The organism is Staphylococcus sp. LCT-H4, from assembly GCF_001866145.1.
In the GTDB taxonomy this organism is placed as follows: domain Bacteria; phylum Bacillota; class Bacilli; order Staphylococcales; family Staphylococcaceae; genus Staphylococcus; species Staphylococcus succinus.
Map to the genome: position 1 here is coordinate 1 of NZ_MODY01000006.1, position 19,481 is coordinate 19,481.

A 19,481-nucleotide genomic window follows, 5' to 3' on the forward strand; every position below is an offset into this window, starting at 1 on the left:
TTACACATGTGTAAATTACATTTGTGTAACGAATAATTGCTACAATAACCTATTTAGTCATACTCCTTATACAAACCACTTTGATAATCATTTTTTATCCTATATATAGTTTGTCTTGATAATCCTACTTTTTTTGCTATTTTGCTGATTGCCATTCCCTTATCTATAAATCCTACTACTCTAAAATATACAGCTTGTTTGTGAGGATCTTTAGCATTAGGACTATATAGTTTAGGTCGTCCTTTATATATGCCTTTAGACTTTGCAACAGATATTCCCTCTGCTTGTCTACGTTTACTATCATTTCTTTCTTGTTCTGAAATCATTGCTAATAATTGAATAATTAAGTTTTTTAAAAATTTATCAAACAACTCATTACCGACAATTTCATTCATCATTGGTAAACTTGTTATAATTAACTTAATCTTTTTTTCTCTAAGAAAATCTACCGTTTTTATTACTTCATCATAATTCCGTCCTAGTCTATCTAACGCATCTACAATTAATGTATCTTCTTCTCTTGCAAAATCCATGACTTCTTGAAAAACTTTTCTATCTTTTATATTTTTTCCAGATTGTTTTTCTTCAAATATTTTTGTAGCACCGTACCTCTTTAACGTTTCTATTTGTCTTTCTAAATTTTGTTCTTTTGTAGATACACGAGCATAACCAATTTTCAAATATACACAACTCCTTTTGTTACACCCTAATCATACAATCCAAACCTGTCACTTTATTTGGTATATGAGAATGATTTCACTTAATAAATGAGAAAAAAACAACGTACTTTAATATGGTACGTTGTTTTGTTATTAACGCATATTGTGTTTAACTATCATTGTTTAACTGCTCTCCATATTTCTTTCCGTAATTTTCCATCATGTCTATGATAGGGATTAAGTCTTTTCCTTTTTCTGTTAAAGCATAAATAACTTTTGGAGGAACTTCTGGATAAACAGTTCTACTTATAATGTTATCATCTTCTAATTCTCTAAGTTGCTTAGTTAATGAGCCTTGAGAAATACTTTCCAAAAATTTCTTGATTTGATTATAGCGTCTATCTTTTTCTTTTAAATACCATATAATTAAGTTTTTATAACGACCCGAGAGAATGTTTTGAGTATAGGCAATACCATAGATATCTCGTCCTTCTTCTATAAGTCTTCTGTCAAAACCATAATTACAAATTTTAACCATAAAACCCCTCCAATATAAAATAGCGTACTTTATGTATTATTAAATACATCTCAATTATCAATCCAATTATATACTAGCCTCAAATTAAAAAAACAACAAGGATTAACAGTTATAAAAGCTGTTAATCCTTGTTGTTTTTGGTTAATGTTAATTGCTATTTAAAATAATCTTTTGCCCATTCTTTCATAGTAATACCTGGGCGTCCAACGACTGTTTTTACATCGTCATGAATTATATTTTGATTCCATATTTTATTCTCTAAACCTAATTTCATAGTAATAACAGCGCTTTCCATATAAGCCCGAACTGAAGGTGATTCAATTTGAGAAATATATGCTTCTAAAGTTTCTGGACTACCCATATTGACTTCTATATTTTGGCCAGATACTTCAGATAAAATATCAGCAACTTCTAAGCTTGTAAGCACTTCAGTACTTAACCAATAATTAGCGCCCCCGTGTTTATCAGGACCTTCTTTTAAAACTTTAGCACTTACAGCACCTATATCTTCTGCAAATACCCAACCCTGTGAGGCGTTACCCCAATTGACTGTAAATGATTTTGTTTCTGTTATCGGAGGATCAATAATTAGAGTAGTATCAGCAATGACATTTGGATGAATATGTGTCCAATTAATACCACTTGATTCTATATAAGTTTCTACAAGGTCATGCCAATTAAAATGCGGTATCATATCACGACGAGAAGTAAACACACCTAAATGAACGATATGGTCTACTCCTGCATCAACTGCGGCGTCAACTAATCTTTTACTTTGATGTAACATATCAGAGGTATAGCCTGTTAATAAAAATACACGGTTAACATTTTCTAAAGCTTTTGGAAACGTTTCTGAATTATTAAGATCGAGTACAACGGCCTCTCTACCTTCGTTACTCCATGTTTCAGCTGTTTCTGGACGGCTTGTTGCAAGACGAATTATGATTCCTTCATTATTTTCGTCCAAATATTTAACTACTTTTGAACCGACTCTTCCCGAGGCACCAATGACCAATATTCTTTCATTCATATATAACTTCCTTTCTTTATAACTTTGTTTTTTAGTTAAAATCTATTTGTTAATTATTAATTATATGAGTGTTAGTTCATATTTAAAAGAAGGCAATAAAAATAGTGATGGTACTAAATAAAGTACTATTGTGTCGTTTCAAGTGTTAGAATTATAAATTCCTTTTATAATTCTTCGTTTTAATTGATCGGGGAACATTAACACATATGTTTAGAAAAAGAGTGTGCAGAAAACAACCATTTTCTGTACACTCTTCTTTTATGTCTAAATAAGTAAGAATTACATAGGATTATGTGTTCAAAAACCCAACAAAAAATCTATGTTCATAAAAGACCTTGTAATTAAGTTATGGTACACTAAAGGTGTATATAGGAGGTTTGTATTTTGAAAATAGGTTATGCAAGAGTTTCAACTGGATTACAAAATTTAAATTTACAGGAGGATCGATTAAATACATATGGTTGTGAAAAGATATTTAATGACCATATGAGTGGTTCAAAAAGTAAAAGACCTGGTTTAGATAAAGCAATTGAATTTGCGAGGTCAGGAGATACGATTGTTGTTTGGAGATTAGATAGATTGGGACGTAATATGGAGGATTTAATCACATTAGTTAATGAGCTTAACGAACGAGGTGTAAGTTTCCATAGTTTAGAAGAAAATATAACAATGGATAAATCAAGTTCAACTGGACAATTATTATTTCATTTATTCGCAGCATTTGCAGAATTTGAACGTAATTTAATTTTAGAGCGTTCTTCAGCTGGCCGAATTGCAGCACGTGCTAGAGGCCGATATGGAGGCAGACCAGAAAAATTAAATCAAAAAGATTTAAACTTACTTAAGACACTTTATGATAATGGCACGCCAATTAAGACAATTGCAGAACAGTGGCATGTTTCACGTACAACAATTTATCGTTACCTCAATAAATTGGAGGACAAGGAAGATGAAAAACAAGGAGAAGTATCTAACTAATTTTTCTGAAGCCAAACGTAAAAAAGCTACTCAAAAGTACAATATTATAAAACCTTTTATCCTAGGCGAACAATCTTTATCAAGTATTTCTAAAAGTAAAGGGATTGCGTTAAGCACCCTTTATAGGTGGAATAAGTCATATAAAGAACAAGGACTTAAAGGACTAGTCTATGCGACAAGAGCTGATAAAGGAACACGTAAAATAGAACCAAAGATAATTGATGAAATTGAACGCCTTGCGCTTATGAATAAAAGAAATAGTATTGCTACGATTCATAGGAAAATCGCTAATTATTGTATAGAGAATAATTTTGATAAACCAAGTTATAAACAAGTTTATAGTATTATTAAAGCAATGCCTAAGTCTGTTATTGATTTCTCTCACCAAGGTGAAAAATACTATCAAAATAAGTACGATTTAATACAAATAAGAGAATCCTCAAGACCCAATGAAATATGGCAAGCCGACCATACTTTGCTAGATATTTATATATTAGATCAAAAAGGTAATATCAATAGACCATGGCTAACCATTATTATGGATGACTATAGTCGTGCAATTGCAGGCTACTTTATAAGTTTTGATGCTCCCAATGCTCAAAATACAGCATTGACACTACATCAAGCAATATGGAATAAAAATGATACCAATTGGCCAGTGTGTGGTATACCCGAAAAATTCTACACAGATCATGGAAGTGACTTTACTTCGCATCACATGGAACAAGTCGCTATTGATTTGAAAATTAACTTGATGTTTTCGAAAGTTGGTGTTCCTCGTGGTCGTGGAAAAATAGAACGATTCTTTCAGACAGTTAATCAAACTTTCTTAGAACAACTTCCTGGATATATAAATAATAACGATACACTTAGTGATTTAATTGATTTTCAAAATTTCGAAGAAAAATTACGATACTTTTTAATTGAAAATTATAATCAAAAAGAACACAGTGCTATCCAGAGTACTCCTATCAATCGTTGGAACAGTAATCATTTTTTCCCTAATATGCCAAGCAGTTTAGAACAACTTGATTTATTATTATTAGAAATACCTAAATCCAGGAAAATTCATTCAGATGGCATTCATTTTCAAGGCTTTAGATACAGTAATACGAATCTAGCTGCTTATGTAGGTGAGTATGTACTGATTCGTTACAATCCTAATGATATGGCTGAAATACGCGTTTTTTATAGAGATGAGTTTCTTTGTACAGCTATATCTCCTGATTTAGCTGATTATTCAATTGATATAAAAGATATACAACACGCACGTAGTCAGAGAAGAAAACACTTAAAACAAAACATTGTTAGCCCAAGTACCACTGATTTAATAAAGGAAGAAAAGAATTATGGTTATTCACCTCAAGAAACGACTAAAAACGTCAAAAAATTAAAGAGGTATCGTAATGACTAAAAATCAAAATTTCATTGAAACGAAAGAGTATAAACGCTTTGCTGAATTTTGTGATGCTTGTATTAAATATCAGTATATTGGTATATGTTATGGTCAACCTGGTGTCGGAAAAACTTTATCGTCTAGATATTACACAAATTGGGATACTATTGAAAAACAAGTTAACCATAGAGGTTGGGAAGATTTAGCTAGTAAGACGACCGATGATATACTATCGGTGGATAAAATATTTTATACTGCACCAGCAGAAAAACAAACTAAATTAAGAAATGATTTATATAGTATTACTGCAAGCATTGATTTGGGGCAAAAATTACATGCTGTAAATAAGTATGGACATGAACATAGTAAACATTATAGTGATATGTTTAAATATATTGATTTAATTATAGTAGATGAGATTGATCGTCTTAAAGTGCAACATTTAGAGCAATTAAGAGCTATTTATGATGAACATAATTTAGCAATGATATTTATTGGTATGCCAGGTATTGAGAAGAAATTATCTCGTTATCCTCAATTATATTCGCGCATAGGTTTTGCGCATGAATTTGATAATCTAAGCAAAGATGAAACGCATCATATATTAGAATATAAGTGGCAAGATTTAGGATTTGATTTAAAACTCGAAGATTTTACTGATTATGAGGCAATAACAACGATTATTAAAATTACAAAAGGGAATTTTAGGCTGATTCATCGTTTATTTGCGCAGATAGATAGAATTATGGATATAAATGGTTTAGATAAAATAAGTACAGAAGTCGTAGAAACAGCTAGAGACAGTTTAGTTATAGGTATTCGATAATAGAAAAAGCAACGCATTTTAATATAGTACGTTGCTTTTCTCATTTATTAGGTGAAGTCATTCTCATATATCAAGTAAAGTGACAATCCAAACCTTAAAATAACAACTTTCTATAATTGACTGATTAGGGCTTACCCTAATCAGTCAATATCTAAAAATAAAATAACAAATACATTCAAGATATTTGTTATTTTATTATATAAATTCTTCTATTGTTTAAATTTATTTTTTTCACTTTTTATTTTGCATTTTATTACATATATCTTTTTTTTCATTTTCACTTAACTTTGTTAAACAATGATAAAGATACTCGAAGTGCAACAATAACATTACTGCATTTTGCTTTGTTCCATACTTATTATCATAACCATGCATGATAGAATTTCTATTAATTCCATTCATGTTTCCATCACCAAATTCAAAATTACTTTTTAATTTATATTTATAATATTCCTTAATTTTGTCATAATCATCATCAACATAATAATCATGATTAGATTTATATTTATTTATTGTTTCCTCAATTACAATATTAAAGAGATAGTAACTAGTTCTTCCTTTATAATTTACAGAATTAAATATCAGCCCTTCTAATCTTGCTAATAATGCAGGGATTATAAGATAATAATATCCATGCTTATAACCATCTAGTATCTCTTTTAATATAGTAATTTCTTCTTGGGGTAAGTTGTAAGTGGCTACTTGGCTTTCTAAATGATTAAAATGAATTTCATCAAAATACCTTGTCATTATCAAATTAATATTTTCTTTAGTTATCTGTTGCTGATTTGAATTCATTTCAATATAATTCATGACTTCATGTATATCTATATAATCTATTGGTGGATAATCATATCTAATAAAAATCGAATTTATTTTAGCTACATTATCAGTAAAGCTCTCTAAAGCTTCTTTTAGTTCAACTAAACTAGGCATACTTTCAGCTAAAACTTCCATTGATTCAAATATTTGCTTTCTGAATTCAGAATTTATATCTTCTATATTTTTATATATACTATTAAAATCTAATTTATTTACTCTAATGTGTTGACTAAAGTTATTTTTCATTTTTACAGTCCCTTCTTTGTTTACATAATGACCGTTATCATCATATAAAATTGCTTTTTGTATATTTCTAACTAATAGATAATTATATTAATTTCTTTTTAACTTCATCATTGCAGATACAATAATACTATTTGTACTAATGTTATTCTGATTTATAAAATATTTGAAATCATTTTTTACTTTAAAGAAATATAGTAGTTCTTCTTTATCAAAATTAGTATTTGCTAACTGATTAAACTCATTTATATCTTTCATATTTTCTATGTCACAGATTATTCTTTCTTTAACAGATATAGCAAGTTTATATTGTTTAGCTGTAGCAAATTCAAATGAGTTTTCTTGCATTATTAAACACTCCTTTTACACAAATGTAAGTTACACATGTGTTAATTACATTTGTGTAACTTACATTTACTTTTATATTGCAATATCATAGTCGAATATTGTTATTTGTTCTGAATTGTTTTCTACATAATGTATTAAACCTAATCCATACTCTTTCTTTTCTTTTCTTTCCATTAACCATAAATTAAACGTTTCATTTGTTTCGTATGGAACGTTTATAAATTCGCAAAACCATTTTGTATATTTTTTTAACATATTAAAACGCCTCCTATTGATTTATAGGCATTTATAAATTATTGTGTAGTTATGAGTATTTTTATAAATGCTTTGCTTAAGTCGTAGGGTCTACCAAGAATACCTACGGCTTATTTTTACACAAATGTAATTTACATTTGTGTAATTTACATTTGTGTAACTTACACATTATTTTTTATTTTTCACTCTTCTTAACTTTTGTTCATTCTCCTCAGTTTCTTGCTTTCTGATTTCTTGCTTGTTATCATTTGAAAAATCTTCTGTGAGCTTTTCTAATGCAGCATCTAAAACATCACTTATGCTATCGTATATTCCTATCTTTTTAATTGCTACGGCTTTACTATGAATAGTACCTTTCACTCTCAAACTATGGGTTGGTAATACACTATATCTTTCAGAACTATCCATCATAGTATTTTCATAATTGCTATTTCTTTTCCTATTAAATAAACTATCTTTTTCATTATTCATTACGATCCCTCATTTTCTCTAATAATTCATTTGCTATATTCTCATACATAGTAAGTACGTTTCTATCGTGCATATCTTCATTTTGTATACCTATCGCGTCCCAATACTTAACTCTTTCTCTTTGCATGACTTTATTTTCAAATACGTAATTTCCATAAACATGTTTCAGTAGTTTTATTATAAAATTATCTATCTTACCTTGATTTTTAAACATAACCGGTAAAACTCCAACAATATCAAAATCGTTTCCATGTAGCTCTTGAAAAACTGATAAGTGACTTATTAACTTTTCTACAGCATTAAAACTTCTTACATGTGTTTGTACTACGATTAAACTATAATCACAAGAGTAAATCCCACTATTAGCAAAATCTGATAAAGTTGGTGGCGTGTCAATTAAAATAAAATCATAATCTCCCTTTATTTCTTCTAAGAAACTATCGAAATATTTTGCCCCGTCTACTCTATTGAGTTTTAAATCTTCTAATAAATATGGATATCCTATCATATTAAAATCGGAAGGTACTATTGATAGATTGTCACTTAACTCTATTATTGATTCACCTAATGATTTTCTATCTTTTAATGTATGATATAAATCATTTTCATTTTTATCCTTAGACTTTCTTAGAAGAAGGTCTAATATTTCATCTTCCTTTTCTTCTAACATATTGTCTATATCATTAGAGTTCATAATTTCATTTAATAAATTATTATTATTATTTTCATCAAAAGACTTTAATAGTAAATCAGTCACATCTGCTTGTGGGTCTAAATCAACAACTAATACTTTCCTTTTTTTTAGTTCAGATAAAACGTAAGCAATTCCAGCAGTTGAGGAAGTTTTTGAAACTCCACCTTTAAAGTTATTTATTGATATTACCTCTGTCATAAAAGCCCTCCTAAATGAGTATATATATATTATAACAGCTATGTGTAAATTACACAAATGTAAATTACACATGTGTACATTACATTTGTGTAATTTACACATGTAGTATATACTGTATTATAATAATAATTTTTAATTAGTAGGGGAGATGTTCACATGGATATACAAACAATTCAATTCATCTCATTTACACTCTCATTTTTGATCATTATAAGTTTTATTATATACATTATTGATAAAATGGATTGGTGGGGTGGGGTTAAGAAAACACTCTTTGTAATGTGGAATGTTACATCAGCTATTTTTATTCTACTAGGAACATTGGTTTCTTTGATTTTTATAATGTTAACAGCAATGCTATTTGCAAGTGGGAAAGATTAAATTGGAATGTGAGTAGTTTAACTAGATGATATTTAAAAAGTTTTAAAATTAAATTTTACAATCAACAACAACATGTTATTATTAATTTATAGGAAATAAAAAAAGAGCAACTACTGGAAATAGTTGCCCTTAGGTAATAAAACGTTTTAGCCGACGTTTATTTAATATCAAATTTATACTTGTATTATATAATGAATTACTACTTAGTGCAAGCACCTAAATCATTAAATAAATGTAAAGCTAAATAAAAGCGTTTTATTACCTCTTACCAAACTAAAATTCGGAAAGAGGTTTTTATTATGTCAGGTTTCAAAAGAATTTCAATGCAAGAATTTGAGCAGGAAAGATTTTACAAGTTATATAAATTTTTATTTGAAGATGATTATTTTAAAAAACTTAGCGATTCTTCAAAAATTGCATATTGTATGTTTAGGGATCGCTTTGAACTATCTAAAAAGAATAATTGGGTTGATGAACATGGCAATGTTTATTTAATATTTACTACCAACGATTTATGTGAGCTTTTAAATTGTGGAACTCAAAAAGCAACTAAAATTAAAAAAGAATTGGAAAACTTTAATCTTTTAGAACAAGAAAGAATGGGTTTAAATAAACCAAATAAAATATATATATTAGAGCCAAAAAAACCCGTTGAGAACAGTGATGACAAGGAATTTCGAAAATCAAAATTCCAGAATAGTGAAAATCAAAATTCAAGAGTTTTGAAAATCAAAAAACAAGAATTTCGAAAATCAAAATCTAATGAAACTGAATTAAGCAATACTGAATTAAGCAATACTGAAACTAATGATATGAATGATATGAATGATATAGAGAGTAATACTAATATGAGTTCTCATTCAAATCATTCAAATCACTTCTCATACTCATTTGGTGATAATAACGATAAGAAAATACTCTTAGAAGAATTTCCTGAACAACTAACAAACTATTTACTAAACTATAGTTATACAGACCTAGATATTATTAAACAAACTATTCTTAAAGCAAAAAAAGCATTTAATTCAACTCATGAAGAATCACATTTTATGCTAGAACATATTGAAGATGAATTATTAATATCTTTAAAGAGATTTAAGAAAGCTATTCACGATAGAGAAGTTAAAGGGAAAGTTGAAAGTGTAAAATCAATGCAGGGCTATTTAATGAAAACCATTTTAACAGAATTAGAGGAACTACATTCTGCTGAAATGAGAAGAAAAAACTTTGTAGACAACAATATTTTCAGTCTGTAATATTGTCTGTTTATTAATGATGGTCAACCAATTTAAGTTTAATACATTAAAATTATAAATATATTGACTAAAAAACGTATGGTAAATTAGTTCGATTAATAGTAATATGAAAATTGTAAAAAACTTATATAGACACATAGGAAGTAAATAACTACTTTTGAAGAATATACACTTTGGCATTAAAACGATATTCTATAGTAATTTTAACATTACTGTAGAATATCATTAGCTTAAGTTTACATAGTTTTAAATTAAAGTGGCTCATTAAAATAATGAGATAAAAAAAGATTAAGAACTTGGGATTTTTTTAAATCATGCTTAATTGCAATTTTTTCAATTTTCTTCTTGTTAGTATCTTGTATCATATAAGAAGCTTGTACGTTATCGTAATTTAACTTACTTTTATTTTTGTATATTTTTATTGCTAAATCATTAGATTTAGTAGTTTTTACGATTTGATTTACTAATTCTGAATTGCTCATATCAATTTCAGCACTTTTTATTTTTATTAATTTTTTGAATTTTGGTTTGATTCTAAAAATCTGTTCAGATTTTGCCAATTTTTTAGTGAACCTCCTTGCAAAAGCGTGATAACAATAGTATAATTGAGTTAACTCAAACGAAATCGTTTGAGTGCATTCAACGATCTTTGATAATTACATATGCGTGCCTCCGCATTAACGAAATTCAATGCGGGCTAGGTATACGACTATGGTTAAATAGGTAAGCCAAAACCTATGAATTTCATTCTTATACAAATTTATCCTAACCAAAATCTATAATGTGTATATTGTTGAGAGGGGCAGTTCCGATGAATCAACTGAAATATTATAGACTGGATAACGCGAGTGGGAAGTCGAAAGAACCACAAGGGTCAGGCAGTGAAAAGTGCTAGCAAGCTGAACCCCAACTGAATATTAGGCGTGATATTCAATTGTACTTACGCAATATAGTAAATTTTTGCATGTCACATTTTAATTTAGGAGGCGTTATTAATGATTAGTTATGAGAAATTTGACCAACTAGATTTTTATGGTTTCGTTTTGTTTGCTGATGAAGTTCGTACTTTCGATGGTAAATTATACCGTATCAAAGGTATACGTGGTCAACGTATTGATAAAAAACGTTGTGATCAAGTAGAACGACATAACCTAGAACACCTTTCTCAAATCATGTATCAAGCCAAAACAATTAAAAGTGATAAGCATGGTTTGATAGGATACCGGAAAAAACGATATCAACAAATCAAATGTGTTAAACAATTAACAATTTCTGCATGATAAATTAACTTTGATGTTAATTACACATTTCAACGTATAAGAATGAATTGACCAATGGTGTGCATATGTAATTATCAAAGTAACATGTAAAAATTGTTATTTTAAAGGACTTTTATATAAAGTCCTTTTTTTATTATAAATCATAATTGCAGAAAGGATAAGTGGTTTGATGAAACCTACACAAAATGATATCAATCGTCTTAAGAAACAAGTGCAACAAATAATGAAAATCAATGGTGTTGACCACAATACATGGTTATATGAACAATACCAAGATTATTTAAGTGATAACACAGATGTTATTACTAAAGCATTACAAGAACTTTCAGAAAAACAAAATAATAATACAGCTTTAAATAATAATCAAGATAATACGATGAGTTAGGAGGACTTCATATGTTTGATAAAGCCAATCAGGCCATAATTAACTTTATACAAGATGCACAACCATTAATTATCACTTTACTTGCACTTACATTACTTGCTGCAGGTTTAACAATGATGTTTGGTGATACTGGACGTAGATGGGCAAAGCAAACAATTCTTTGGTCACTTGTCGGTGCAGCTATCGCAGGTGGCGCATTAGTATACGCTCGTGCTTTCCAAAAGGTAATAAATGTAAGTACAATTGCACCTTTAACAAATGATTTTAAATTAGCAGTTATACCATCATTACAATCATTCTTCATGTAATAACTATTTAAAGACTAATCTTTTTGATTAGTCTTTTTCTTTTAGAAAGGAGCCGACATCGTGCTGAAAATTAAAACACCTAATTTTGAAATAGGTAATAGACGTGATTTCTCATTTCAAGAAATGATGGGTTATACAGAAAAAATGGAAGCAAACGAATTTCAAAACATTCCTAAATCATTCGATTATATTCTTTATGATGCTGATGAAGATACAGACATAATCGAGGCAACATATGTAGTGAATGATGGTTATAGAAATATATACGACCATACAAAAGAAATACTAAAAAATGTAAAAGTTGATTCTGAAGATATGAAAGCTATTAAGCGCCAATATTTAAAAGAATTAGATGTAGTTGCTCAAAAATTCAAATCTCAAACAGAATCAAATAATATATCAAAAAGTAATAAACCTAAAAATACTACTTACAATTCTAAAAAGGAAAGTAGAGAAAGTAATAAAGGAAATATAGTTTCTCAACTTAAAGGTAAAAAAGGAATTGGTGCATTACTGTTAGTGATCTTTGTTATAGGTATTTGTTATGCATTTATCGCGACAGACCCTAACAAAGAGAAAAAGGAAGATGATGTTGATAAAGAAGATATATATCAACAAGCATTGTTAGGACATGAAGATAAAGCAATTAAAAATTTCAAAAAATTACCTAAAGAAGAAATGACTAAAAATGATAAATCTATTTATGCAAATTTACTAATAGATAAAGGTAATTTTGATAAAGCAGTTGAAATTAAAAGTGAAAAATATGTTGAAAATAAACTTTACAGTAAATCAGACTTTGATTCATTAGAAAAATTTGAAAGTAACCATTCAACAAAAAATGGTCAATTTGATTTAGCTATTCATAATGAAAAATTCGAAGATGCAACACAGTTAGTTGATGATATTGATAAAACACCTGAAAGAAAAAAATCATTAGCCATTGCCTACATTGAATCAGATCAATTAGATAAAGCTAAGAAGTTAGCAGCAAGCACTGATGATGAAGAAGTAACTAAGATGATTGACGACAAACAAAGAGAAAAACAACATGCACTTGAAAATGATGTAGAAGATAAACAAAAAGAGTATGACAAAGTAAAAAATAATAAGAAGAAGAAAAGTGAATCAAAAGACAAAAAAGAAGCATTAGATAATGCCAAAGATGAATTAGAACAATTTAAAAAAGCTAATAAGTAAAGAGGTGTATATATGTTAAATGAAATTAAGTTTATAGGCCGTATAGCAAATAATTTAGAATTAATCACATATGATGATGACCAAAAAAGATGTACATTCTCGTTAGCAGTAGAAACAGCGTATAGCACTGACTTTCCTAGAATTACAGTTTTTGGTAAGAAAGCTACAAACCTTGTGAAATATAATAATAAGGGTGATTTAATTTTTGTCGATGCTTATATAAGTACAAAGAAAGTGGAAAAAAATGGTGAAGTTAAATTTTATGAAAATATTGTAGCAAATAACATTAGTTATTTAAACCATAAGAAAAGTACAGAAGATGAAAGTGCAGAAAATCCAGATACAGAAAATTTAAAAGATGTTTATGAAAACAACAATGATAAACAAGATGAAACTCAAAAAACACAAGCATTTGAAAAGCAAAAGGCAAAAGGGTTTCAAGATGATGATTTGCCATTCTAATTTAGGAGGTAGTTAAATGAATCCATTTAAGAATCAACATAATCATGGATATCATAGAAAAAAGGCTTCCTTTTCACAAAATAAACATATACTAGCTCACCCAATAGGATTGTTAGCACTATTAGTGGTGGGCTTTATTTTTATCATGTTGGCAGCCAACTTCTTCATAAATATGTTGAATAATCTATTTTTTGCAGATGGCGATATATTCGACAATATGAAGAATATCAATGCAGAATGGACGACTTATTTTTTTAAGATTAGATTTGATTTAGCATTATTCTACATTCCATTTTTGGCGTTGGTAATTATACTTTGGGGCAAAAAAGTATATCAGATACGACAAAAATTCAAATCATTAGATAATCAAGAAAAAGCATCAGGTCGTTTTTCTACTAATAAAGAAATAAAGCAACAATATAAAGCAATTGCTCAAAGAGAAAAACAATTTGAGGGTGAGGGTGGCCTACCTGTTGCGATGTTTGGTGTATATGATTTTGTAACTAAAACTAAACAATATTTAGAACAGAGAAAGACTGCTAGAAACGAAATCAATATGACGCCTGATTTAACACAAGATGAAAGATATAAATTGAAGAAAGAAAAATTAGGACAGATTAATAAAGAGTTTAGCCGTACGTTCCTTTTAAAACGAGAATTCACATTTATTGATGAATCACCTACAAATAATATATTTGTTGGTACCTCACGTTCTGGTAAAGGTGAAGTATTTGTATTATCAATGATTGAAAACTATTCAAGGTCATCACACCAACCATCGTTGGTTGTTAATGATATGAAAGGTGAACTATATTCGGCATCAAATGAAACATTAGAAAATAGAAATTACCATACCGAAGTATTTAATTTAGACCAACCAATGGAATCGACAATGAGTTTTAACTTATTACAACTTGTTATAGGAGAATATCAAAAAGGTGATTTAGGTGAAGCACAAGAAATGACCAAACAAATCACACATACGCTTACTAATAATGAGGGAGTTGAGGATAATGAGTGGAACTTGATGTCGGCTGCACTGATTAATGCGATGATCTTAGCATTGTGTGAAGAAGCGCTTCCTGAACACCCAGAAAGAGTAACGTTATATAGTGTTTCAAATATGCTACAGACATTGAGCGTAAAAAAATTCTACAAACAACTTCAAATAGGTAATCAAGTTAAACTTATTGAATCATCAGCATTAGATGAATATATGGAAAAATTCCCATCACATAGCCCTGCTAAAACACAATATGCAACCGTAGAAGCTGCACCAGACAAAATGCGTTCTTCTATTATAGGAACGGCATTAAAGGCCTTACAACCATTTACAACTGATACTATAGCCAAATTAACAAGTCATTCTTCATTAGACTTAAATAAATTAGGTTTCCCAAGTATTATTGATGGTTTTTCAACGCCCGATGGTACTTTTGATTTAGGTGTTCAAGTTAAAAGAGAAACAGATATTGGCAATGAATATGATGAAGTAGAGGGAATTCATATAGGCGTAAACGAGTATGGTTACTGGCAATATCCATTTAAAACGATATTAGATATTGGTGACCGTATCGAAATAATAGAACGTGATGAATTTGACGATGAAGTAAAATACTATTTTTACGTTACTAATATTGATAAAAAAGGACACGTTACTTTTGAAACAAAAGGCGATATTTATTCAAGCAATGTAAAAATTAGGAAATTCAACAGTTTTTCTAAGCCGATAGCAATTTTCATGGTTGTACCAGATTACAATAGTGCCAATCATGGTATCGCATCAATTTTAGTTAATCAAATAGTTTTTGAATTATCAAAGAATTCCCAATTATATACAGAAAATCAATCAACACATAGACGAGTTATATTCCATTTAGACGAAGCAGGGAACATGCCACAAATTCCCAATTTAGCTCAAAAGGTCAACGTATCACTATCACGTGGATTAAGATTTAATTTCTTCGTTCAAGCCTTTTCCCAAATTAAAGACGTTTATGGCGATGCTTACGATGCGATTATGGACGCTTGTCAAAACAAAGTATTTATTATGGCTACACAAGAACAAACGCTAAAAGATTTTAGTGATTTAATTGGAAGTCAACAAATTACAGTACGTAGCCGTTCAGGTGAAACAGATTCTTTAAAATCAAGTATTACTGAAAACCAAGAAGAAAGACCACTATTAAGAGCAGATGAACTAGCCCACTTGCAAGAGGGGGAAACAGTTGTTGTTAGAAATTTGAAAAGACAAGACAACAAACGTAGAAAAATAATGTCATATCCAATTTTTAATAGTGGAAAATATGCAATGAAATATCGTTATCAGTATTTAGCTGATTTGATGGATACAAGTAGAAGTATTCTTCACTTTAGACCACTACTAAAAGAACGTTGTGAACATAGACATTTACAGTTAGAAACAACTTTAGTTGATTGGGATAAAATAATTGAGAATATGCAAGCAGGTATTGAAGATAATGACAATAACGCTATTGATGATTTTACTAACTCAATGAATAAAGGTATTAGTGAACATGTAAACACTAATAATCCTGAAAGTTATAAAGAAGATAGTAATAAGAAACCAGTTACAAGACAAAAGAAAGTGTTAACACTTAAAGCTCAATTGTCAGCAGAAGAATTTGATAGGTTAACAAGAAGATTTACTAAAACAATTAGGATATACGAAGAAGATGGAAATAGTGTTGATAGATTAACACTATATAAATTAAAACAATATCTTAAATTAAGAGTAAGAAATAATGATATTACAGAAGAACAGAAAAATAAAAGTATCAATTATGTAGAGCAACTCATTGAGGAGGCGAAAGCTAAATGAAGAAATTAAAGTTTTTAGTATTAATTGTGAGTGTTGCAATATTAACATCAGTCATTTTATCAAGTTGTGGTAAAAAGGAAGAACCCAAAATAGAGAAAATTTCTTTGAAAGAAGTCAAAGATAAAATGAACCACCCTAAAAATGAGTTTGTATCAGTAATTGATGCAACACCTGATAATGGTAGAGACGAATATGTTAAGTATTTAAAAAAAATGTTGAGAAAATCAGCAGAAAAACATGAAACTACAGTTTATTATGCAGAATATAATGTTCACGATGATAAGGATTACGATACTTATAAAGGTGAGACATCAATGATATTTTATTCTGAAAAAGGAAAAAAACCTTCCAAAATGAAAATGATATCGTTTGATACAGTTGACTGGAAAGATACGGATAGTGCTGTTGAAGAATTGGACGAGCTATTTAAATATGCTCAAAAGGAGTGATAAATAATGAGTTATAATTTTAATCCTGTTTTGGGCGATATGAGTAATTTGGGTAATCCCGGCTTAGATCCTGCAAATACAGAACAGATTAATAACCATGTAGCTAGTTCTTCAAACCTTTCAGATAAAGATATATTAGATGTTTTTAACAATTATGGTGGAAACTTAGAAATAACGAACATAGTAACTAGTATGTTTAGAAGTATTGGTTGGGCTTTTGTAAATTTTCTTGTTTGGATAACTGATTTAGTTTCAAATTTAGCAATAAATGTATTAACACTATTTGGTTTATTAAGCCAAGATAGTATAACGAAATTATTAATTGAAGCTAAACCAGTATTAATTTCAGTATTAGCATTATCACTTATGTATATTGGTTATAAATTAATGACTGGCAGACAAGTAAATAAAGCAAATATATTCACTTCAATAATTGTTGCTATTATTTTCTTGGGCAGTTTAAATTCAACCATGCAAACAGGTTCAGAACTTGCAAAAGAATCTAGTAAAGCAGTAGAAAATTTTGACCCCGATAGTAGTACACAAAGTGATGATGGTACTAAAGCAGGTTCTTCATTACTTAAAAAGAATATAGTAGATATTAAATATGTAGCAGAAAAGGAATTTCCTAAATTAAAAACGACTAGAAATAACAGTGAATATAATAAGTTAACAGCGAAAACAACAAAGTATATTGATGTTAACGAGGGTATTGATGCAGGCGATGTTAAAAACAAAAATGCAAAAAAGGTTTTAGGCAAAAAAGTATCAGTTGATGAAAATGGTAAACCTAAACTGACAAAATTAAGTAATGGTATGTTTGGTATTGGTCAAGAACAATACTATAGATTCCAAGTAAAATGGTTTACAGCTATTGTTGGTCTTATTTGTTTAGCATTAGGACATTTTCTAGCAGCTTTAAGAGTTGCAAGTATCATTTTAGAATTGGTAGTAACAAAATTTATTGCAGTTGGTTTTTCTTATGCCTTGCAAGGTGAAAAACTGAAATCAACAATAGTAGATATTATAAATGGATTTATAAGTATTGTGCTTATATTCGTATGTTTATTTATCTTTAAAGAAGTAGTTGGATTTTTAAATGATAAGCCATTAGGTATATGGTTTATTGGTTTAATTGCAGCAACATTCTTCATGATTGATGGGCCAAAAGTTATAGAGCGTAAATTTGGTTATGATGCAGGACTTTCATCGCCATGGCGTTCAGCACTTGCAATGTACGGTGCAGCTAAAGCAGGCGCAGGGGTTGCAGGTTCAGGAGTTTCTAAAGCTAGCAGTAAAATCAAACAAACTCATTCAGATTCTAATAAAACAAATAGTAGCTCAAACGATAAATCAAATAATGAAACAAATAGTCGTTCAGAAGCACTAAATCAACAATCTAGCAATTCTAAAAACAATCAAGAGAGTAATACAAAATCGAATGGTGAACGTAATTTGAACGAACAACAAACAGCAACTAGTAATGTTGGAAATGAAACAAACAGTAGAACTGATCAAGAAGCACAAGAAAAACAAAACACTGAATCACAAGATGTTAATAATAGAGAATCATCTAATTCAACATCTGGCAATACGCATCAAACGTTAGACCAAGAAATGAAAGGTTCTGGTCAAGGTTCAAATGACTTTAGAGGTGTTGGAGAGGGTCACAGTGCGTTATGGGCTAATAAACCAGCAAGTGGTTCTTCAAGTCTAATGTCAGAAGAAAATCTTCAAAATGTTGAAAAACAAATTAATAATGGCGGCTCTTCATCAAGTAACAATACAACTAATACACCTACATCGGCAGAATCAGTGAATGGTGGTTCAATTGGAAGTAGCCAACAAAGAAATGCACCTATATCAGCAGAATCGGTTAATGGTGGTTCAACTGGTAGTGGTGAACAAAGAAATGCACCTACATCAGCAGAATCGGTGAACAGTGGTTCATTTGGCAGTGGTCAACAAAGAAATGCACCTACATCAGCAGAATCGGTGAACGGTGGTTCAACTGGTAATGGTGAACAAAGAAATGTACCTACATCAGCTAACACTACAAATCGTGAACCTCAAAATACACCTAAACAATCAAACGGACTTGCTCAACAAAATGAAAGCCAAAAACCTGTAGCAAGTTCAAAAAATAATGGGAGTTCACAGTATCATAGGCCAAAAAGTCCAATGAATGCTAATAGAAGTAATACTCAAAATAGAACGCCATCACAAAAAGCACCTATAAATAGAAGTAATACAGGTTCTTCACAACCGAGAAATTCAGCAAACAATCAATCAAATGTGAGTAGACCCTCACACAGTGGTAAGGCTGTAAATCAGCCTAAACAAGTAAATTCAGTAAAAGCACCGAATAGTGGTTCAAGTAGAAGTGCTAAATCAACGCCCAATAGACCAGTTAATAAAAACAATGCAAAAAAAGTGAATCCCAAACGTTAGGAGTGTAAA

At 29.6% G+C, this 19,481-nt stretch carries 22 protein-coding genes; 13 read left to right on the top strand and 9 right to left on the bottom strand.

The features are described from left to right. Positions 1 to 53: 53 nt before the first annotated feature. The 3 genes from BK821_RS12040 to BK821_RS12050 all read right to left on the bottom strand — a co-directional run bounded on the left by BK821_RS12040 (position 54) and on the right by BK821_RS12050 (position 2,227). Positions 54 to 680 carry a recombinase family protein gene (locus BK821_RS12040; protein ID WP_071331715.1) on the bottom strand — a complete coding sequence of 209 codons (627 nt, stop codon included), beginning with the start codon at positions 678 to 680 and terminating at the stop codon, positions 54 to 56. A gap of 148 nt (positions 681 to 828) precedes the next feature. Beyond that, the gene (locus BK821_RS12045; protein WP_071331716.1) at positions 829 to 1,197 is read right to left on the bottom strand and encodes a winged helix-turn-helix transcriptional regulator; all 369 of its coding nucleotides are present in this window, start codon (positions 1,195 to 1,197) and stop codon (positions 829 to 831) included. 154 nt (positions 1,198 to 1,351) lie between these two features. Beyond that, complete coding sequence (locus BK821_RS12050; RefSeq protein ID WP_071331717.1) at positions 1,352 to 2,227, bottom strand: NmrA family NAD(P)-binding protein; 876 nt, start codon at positions 2,225 to 2,227, stop codon at positions 1,352 to 1,354. A gap of 384 nt (positions 2,228 to 2,611) precedes the next feature. On the opposite strand from BK821_RS12050, the gene BK821_RS12055 reads away from it, so the two are divergent. Genes BK821_RS12055 through BK821_RS12065 form a run of 3 tightly spaced genes read left to right on the top strand, consistent with a single transcriptional unit; the run spans position 2,612 to position 5,427 of the window. Further along, entirely contained in the window at positions 2,612 to 3,205 is a 594-nt protein-coding gene (locus BK821_RS12055) for a recombinase family protein (RefSeq protein WP_000690638.1), read from the top strand. Further along, positions 3,177 to 4,619: a Mu transposase C-terminal domain-containing protein gene (locus BK821_RS12060; RefSeq protein WP_071331718.1), complete on the top strand. Its 1,443-nt coding sequence runs from the start codon at positions 3,177 to 3,179 to the stop codon at positions 4,617 to 4,619. Before BK821_RS12055 ends, BK821_RS12060 begins: the two co-directional genes overlap by 29 nt. Further along, positions 4,612 to 5,427 (top strand): AAA family ATPase, encoded by an 816-nt coding sequence (locus tag BK821_RS12065; protein ID WP_002510813.1) that lies wholly within the window; start codon positions 4,612 to 4,614, stop codon positions 5,425 to 5,427. The genes BK821_RS12060 and BK821_RS12065 overlap by 8 nt, the downstream gene beginning before the upstream one ends. A gap of 231 nt (positions 5,428 to 5,658) precedes the next feature. Here the strand turns inward: BK821_RS12065 and BK821_RS12070 are convergent, their stop codons facing one another. The 5 genes from BK821_RS12070 to BK821_RS12090 form a co-directional block, all read right to left on the bottom strand. After that, positions 5,659 to 6,495, bottom strand: coding sequence for a hypothetical protein (locus tag BK821_RS12070; protein ID WP_071331719.1), 837 nt, complete (start codon positions 6,493 to 6,495; stop codon positions 5,659 to 5,661). Between the two features lie 87 nt (positions 6,496 to 6,582). Continuing rightward, positions 6,583 to 6,840, bottom strand: a complete 258-nt coding sequence (locus BK821_RS12075) for a hypothetical protein (RefSeq protein WP_071331720.1) — start codon at positions 6,838 to 6,840, stop codon at positions 6,583 to 6,585. Between the two features lie 72 nt (positions 6,841 to 6,912). Continuing rightward, complete coding sequence (locus BK821_RS12080) at positions 6,913 to 7,095, bottom strand: hypothetical protein (protein WP_071331721.1); 183 nt, start codon at positions 7,093 to 7,095, stop codon at positions 6,913 to 6,915. Positions 7,096 to 7,263: 168 nt separating this feature from the next. After that, entirely contained in the window at positions 7,264 to 7,566 is a 303-nt protein-coding gene (locus BK821_RS12085) for a hypothetical protein (RefSeq protein WP_071331722.1), read from the bottom strand. Continuing rightward, positions 7,559 to 8,458, bottom strand: a complete 900-nt coding sequence (locus tag BK821_RS12090) for a ParA family protein (protein WP_071331723.1) — start codon at positions 8,456 to 8,458, stop codon at positions 7,559 to 7,561. The genes BK821_RS12085 and BK821_RS12090 overlap by 8 nt, the downstream gene beginning before the upstream one ends. A 156-nt stretch (positions 8,459 to 8,614) precedes the next feature. Between BK821_RS12090 and BK821_RS12095 the strand changes: the two genes are divergently transcribed. Both BK821_RS12095 and BK821_RS12100 read left to right on the top strand, forming a co-directional pair. Further along, the gene (locus BK821_RS12095) at positions 8,615 to 8,839 is read left to right on the top strand and encodes a hypothetical protein (RefSeq protein ID WP_071331724.1); all 225 of its coding nucleotides are present in this window, start codon (positions 8,615 to 8,617) and stop codon (positions 8,837 to 8,839) included. Between the two features lie 299 nt (positions 8,840 to 9,138). Beyond that, positions 9,139 to 10,095 (top strand): replication initiator protein A, encoded by a 957-nt coding sequence (locus BK821_RS12100; RefSeq protein WP_071331725.1) that lies wholly within the window; start codon positions 9,139 to 9,141, stop codon positions 10,093 to 10,095. 251 nt (positions 10,096 to 10,346) lie between these two features. Here BK821_RS12100 and BK821_RS12105 read toward each other — a convergent pair whose 3' ends face one another. Next, on the bottom strand, positions 10,347 to 10,655 hold the full coding sequence (locus BK821_RS12105) for a hypothetical protein (protein WP_071331726.1): 309 nt from the start codon (positions 10,653 to 10,655) through the stop codon (positions 10,347 to 10,349). A gap of 435 nt (positions 10,656 to 11,090) precedes the next feature. Here BK821_RS12105 and BK821_RS12110 point away from each other — a divergent pair, with 435 nt between their 5' ends. The 8 genes from BK821_RS12110 (at position 11,091) to BK821_RS12145 (ending at position 19,472) form a co-directional block, all read left to right on the top strand. Beyond that, positions 11,091 to 11,375 carry a hypothetical protein gene (locus tag BK821_RS12110; protein ID WP_071331727.1) on the top strand — a complete coding sequence of 95 codons (285 nt, stop codon included), beginning with the start codon at positions 11,091 to 11,093 and terminating at the stop codon, positions 11,373 to 11,375. Positions 11,376 to 11,544: 169 nt separating this feature from the next. Continuing rightward, positions 11,545 to 11,760, top strand: a complete 216-nt coding sequence (locus BK821_RS12115; protein WP_071331728.1) for a hypothetical protein — start codon at positions 11,545 to 11,547, stop codon at positions 11,758 to 11,760. Between the two features lie 11 nt (positions 11,761 to 11,771). Further along, entirely contained in the window at positions 11,772 to 12,068 is a 297-nt protein-coding gene (locus tag BK821_RS12120; protein WP_071331729.1) for a hypothetical protein, read from the top strand. A gap of 60 nt (positions 12,069 to 12,128) precedes the next feature. Next, positions 12,129 to 13,268 carry a hypothetical protein gene (locus BK821_RS12125; RefSeq protein WP_071331730.1) on the top strand — a complete coding sequence of 380 codons (1,140 nt, stop codon included), beginning with the start codon at positions 12,129 to 12,131 and terminating at the stop codon, positions 13,266 to 13,268. Between the two features lie 12 nt (positions 13,269 to 13,280). Beyond that, complete coding sequence (locus BK821_RS12130; RefSeq protein WP_071331731.1) at positions 13,281 to 13,730, top strand: single-stranded DNA-binding protein; 450 nt, start codon at positions 13,281 to 13,283, stop codon at positions 13,728 to 13,730. 16 nt (positions 13,731 to 13,746) lie between these two features. Further along, entirely contained in the window at positions 13,747 to 16,572 is a 2,826-nt protein-coding gene (locus BK821_RS12135) for a VirD4-like conjugal transfer protein, CD1115 family (protein ID WP_071331732.1), read from the top strand. Further along, on the top strand, positions 16,569 to 17,021 hold the full coding sequence (locus BK821_RS12140; protein WP_071331733.1) for a hypothetical protein: 453 nt from the start codon (positions 16,569 to 16,571) through the stop codon (positions 17,019 to 17,021). Before BK821_RS12135 ends, BK821_RS12140 begins: the two co-directional genes overlap by 4 nt. Before the next feature lie 6 nt (positions 17,022 to 17,027). Continuing rightward, complete coding sequence (locus BK821_RS12145; RefSeq protein WP_071331734.1) at positions 17,028 to 19,472, top strand: pLS20_p028 family conjugation system transmembrane protein; 2,445 nt, start codon at positions 17,028 to 17,030, stop codon at positions 19,470 to 19,472. Positions 19,473 to 19,481 lie beyond the last annotated feature (9 nt).

Excerpts from the sequence above, each read along its gene's own strand:
- BK821_RS12075 (WP_071331720.1), bottom strand. The coding sequence starts at position 6,840 with ATGCAAGAAAACTCATTTGAATTTGCTACAGCTAAACAATATAAACTT.
- BK821_RS12135 (WP_071331732.1), top strand. The coding sequence starts at position 13,747 with ATGAATCCATTTAAGAATCAACATAATCATGGATATCATAGAAAAAAG.
- BK821_RS12090 (WP_071331723.1), bottom strand. The coding sequence starts at position 8,458 with ATGACAGAGGTAATATCAATAAATAACTTTAAAGGTGGAGTTTCAAAA.
- BK821_RS12070 (WP_071331719.1), bottom strand. The coding sequence starts at position 6,495 with ATGAAAAATAACTTTAGTCAACACATTAGAGTAAATAAATTAGATTTT.
- BK821_RS12065 (WP_002510813.1), top strand. The coding sequence starts at position 4,612 with ATGACTAAAAATCAAAATTTCATTGAAACGAAAGAGTATAAACGCTTT.
- BK821_RS12110 (WP_071331727.1), top strand. The coding sequence starts at position 11,091 with ATGATTAGTTATGAGAAATTTGACCAACTAGATTTTTATGGTTTCGTT.
- BK821_RS12060 (WP_071331718.1), top strand. The coding sequence starts at position 3,177 with ATGAAAAACAAGGAGAAGTATCTAACTAATTTTTCTGAAGCCAAACGT.
- BK821_RS12100 (WP_071331725.1), top strand. The coding sequence starts at position 9,139 with ATGTCAGGTTTCAAAAGAATTTCAATGCAAGAATTTGAGCAGGAAAGA.
- BK821_RS12130 (WP_071331731.1), top strand. The coding sequence starts at position 13,281 with ATGTTAAATGAAATTAAGTTTATAGGCCGTATAGCAAATAATTTAGAA.
- BK821_RS12085 (WP_071331722.1), bottom strand. The coding sequence starts at position 7,566 with ATGAATAATGAAAAAGATAGTTTATTTAATAGGAAAAGAAATAGCAAT.
- BK821_RS12045 (WP_071331716.1), bottom strand. The coding sequence starts at position 1,197 with ATGGTTAAAATTTGTAATTATGGTTTTGACAGAAGACTTATAGAAGAA.
- BK821_RS12095 (WP_071331724.1), top strand. The coding sequence starts at position 8,615 with ATGGATATACAAACAATTCAATTCATCTCATTTACACTCTCATTTTTG.
- BK821_RS12115 (WP_071331728.1), top strand. The coding sequence starts at position 11,545 with ATGAAACCTACACAAAATGATATCAATCGTCTTAAGAAACAAGTGCAA.
- BK821_RS12145 (WP_071331734.1), top strand. The coding sequence starts at position 17,028 with ATGAGTTATAATTTTAATCCTGTTTTGGGCGATATGAGTAATTTGGGT.
- BK821_RS12120 (WP_071331729.1), top strand. The coding sequence starts at position 11,772 with ATGTTTGATAAAGCCAATCAGGCCATAATTAACTTTATACAAGATGCA.
- BK821_RS12080 (WP_071331721.1), bottom strand. The coding sequence starts at position 7,095 with ATGTTAAAAAAATATACAAAATGGTTTTGCGAATTTATAAACGTTCCA.
- BK821_RS12140 (WP_071331733.1), top strand. The coding sequence starts at position 16,569 with ATGAAGAAATTAAAGTTTTTAGTATTAATTGTGAGTGTTGCAATATTA.
- BK821_RS12050 (WP_071331717.1), bottom strand. The coding sequence starts at position 2,227 with ATGAATGAAAGAATATTGGTCATTGGTGCCTCGGGAAGAGTCGGTTCA.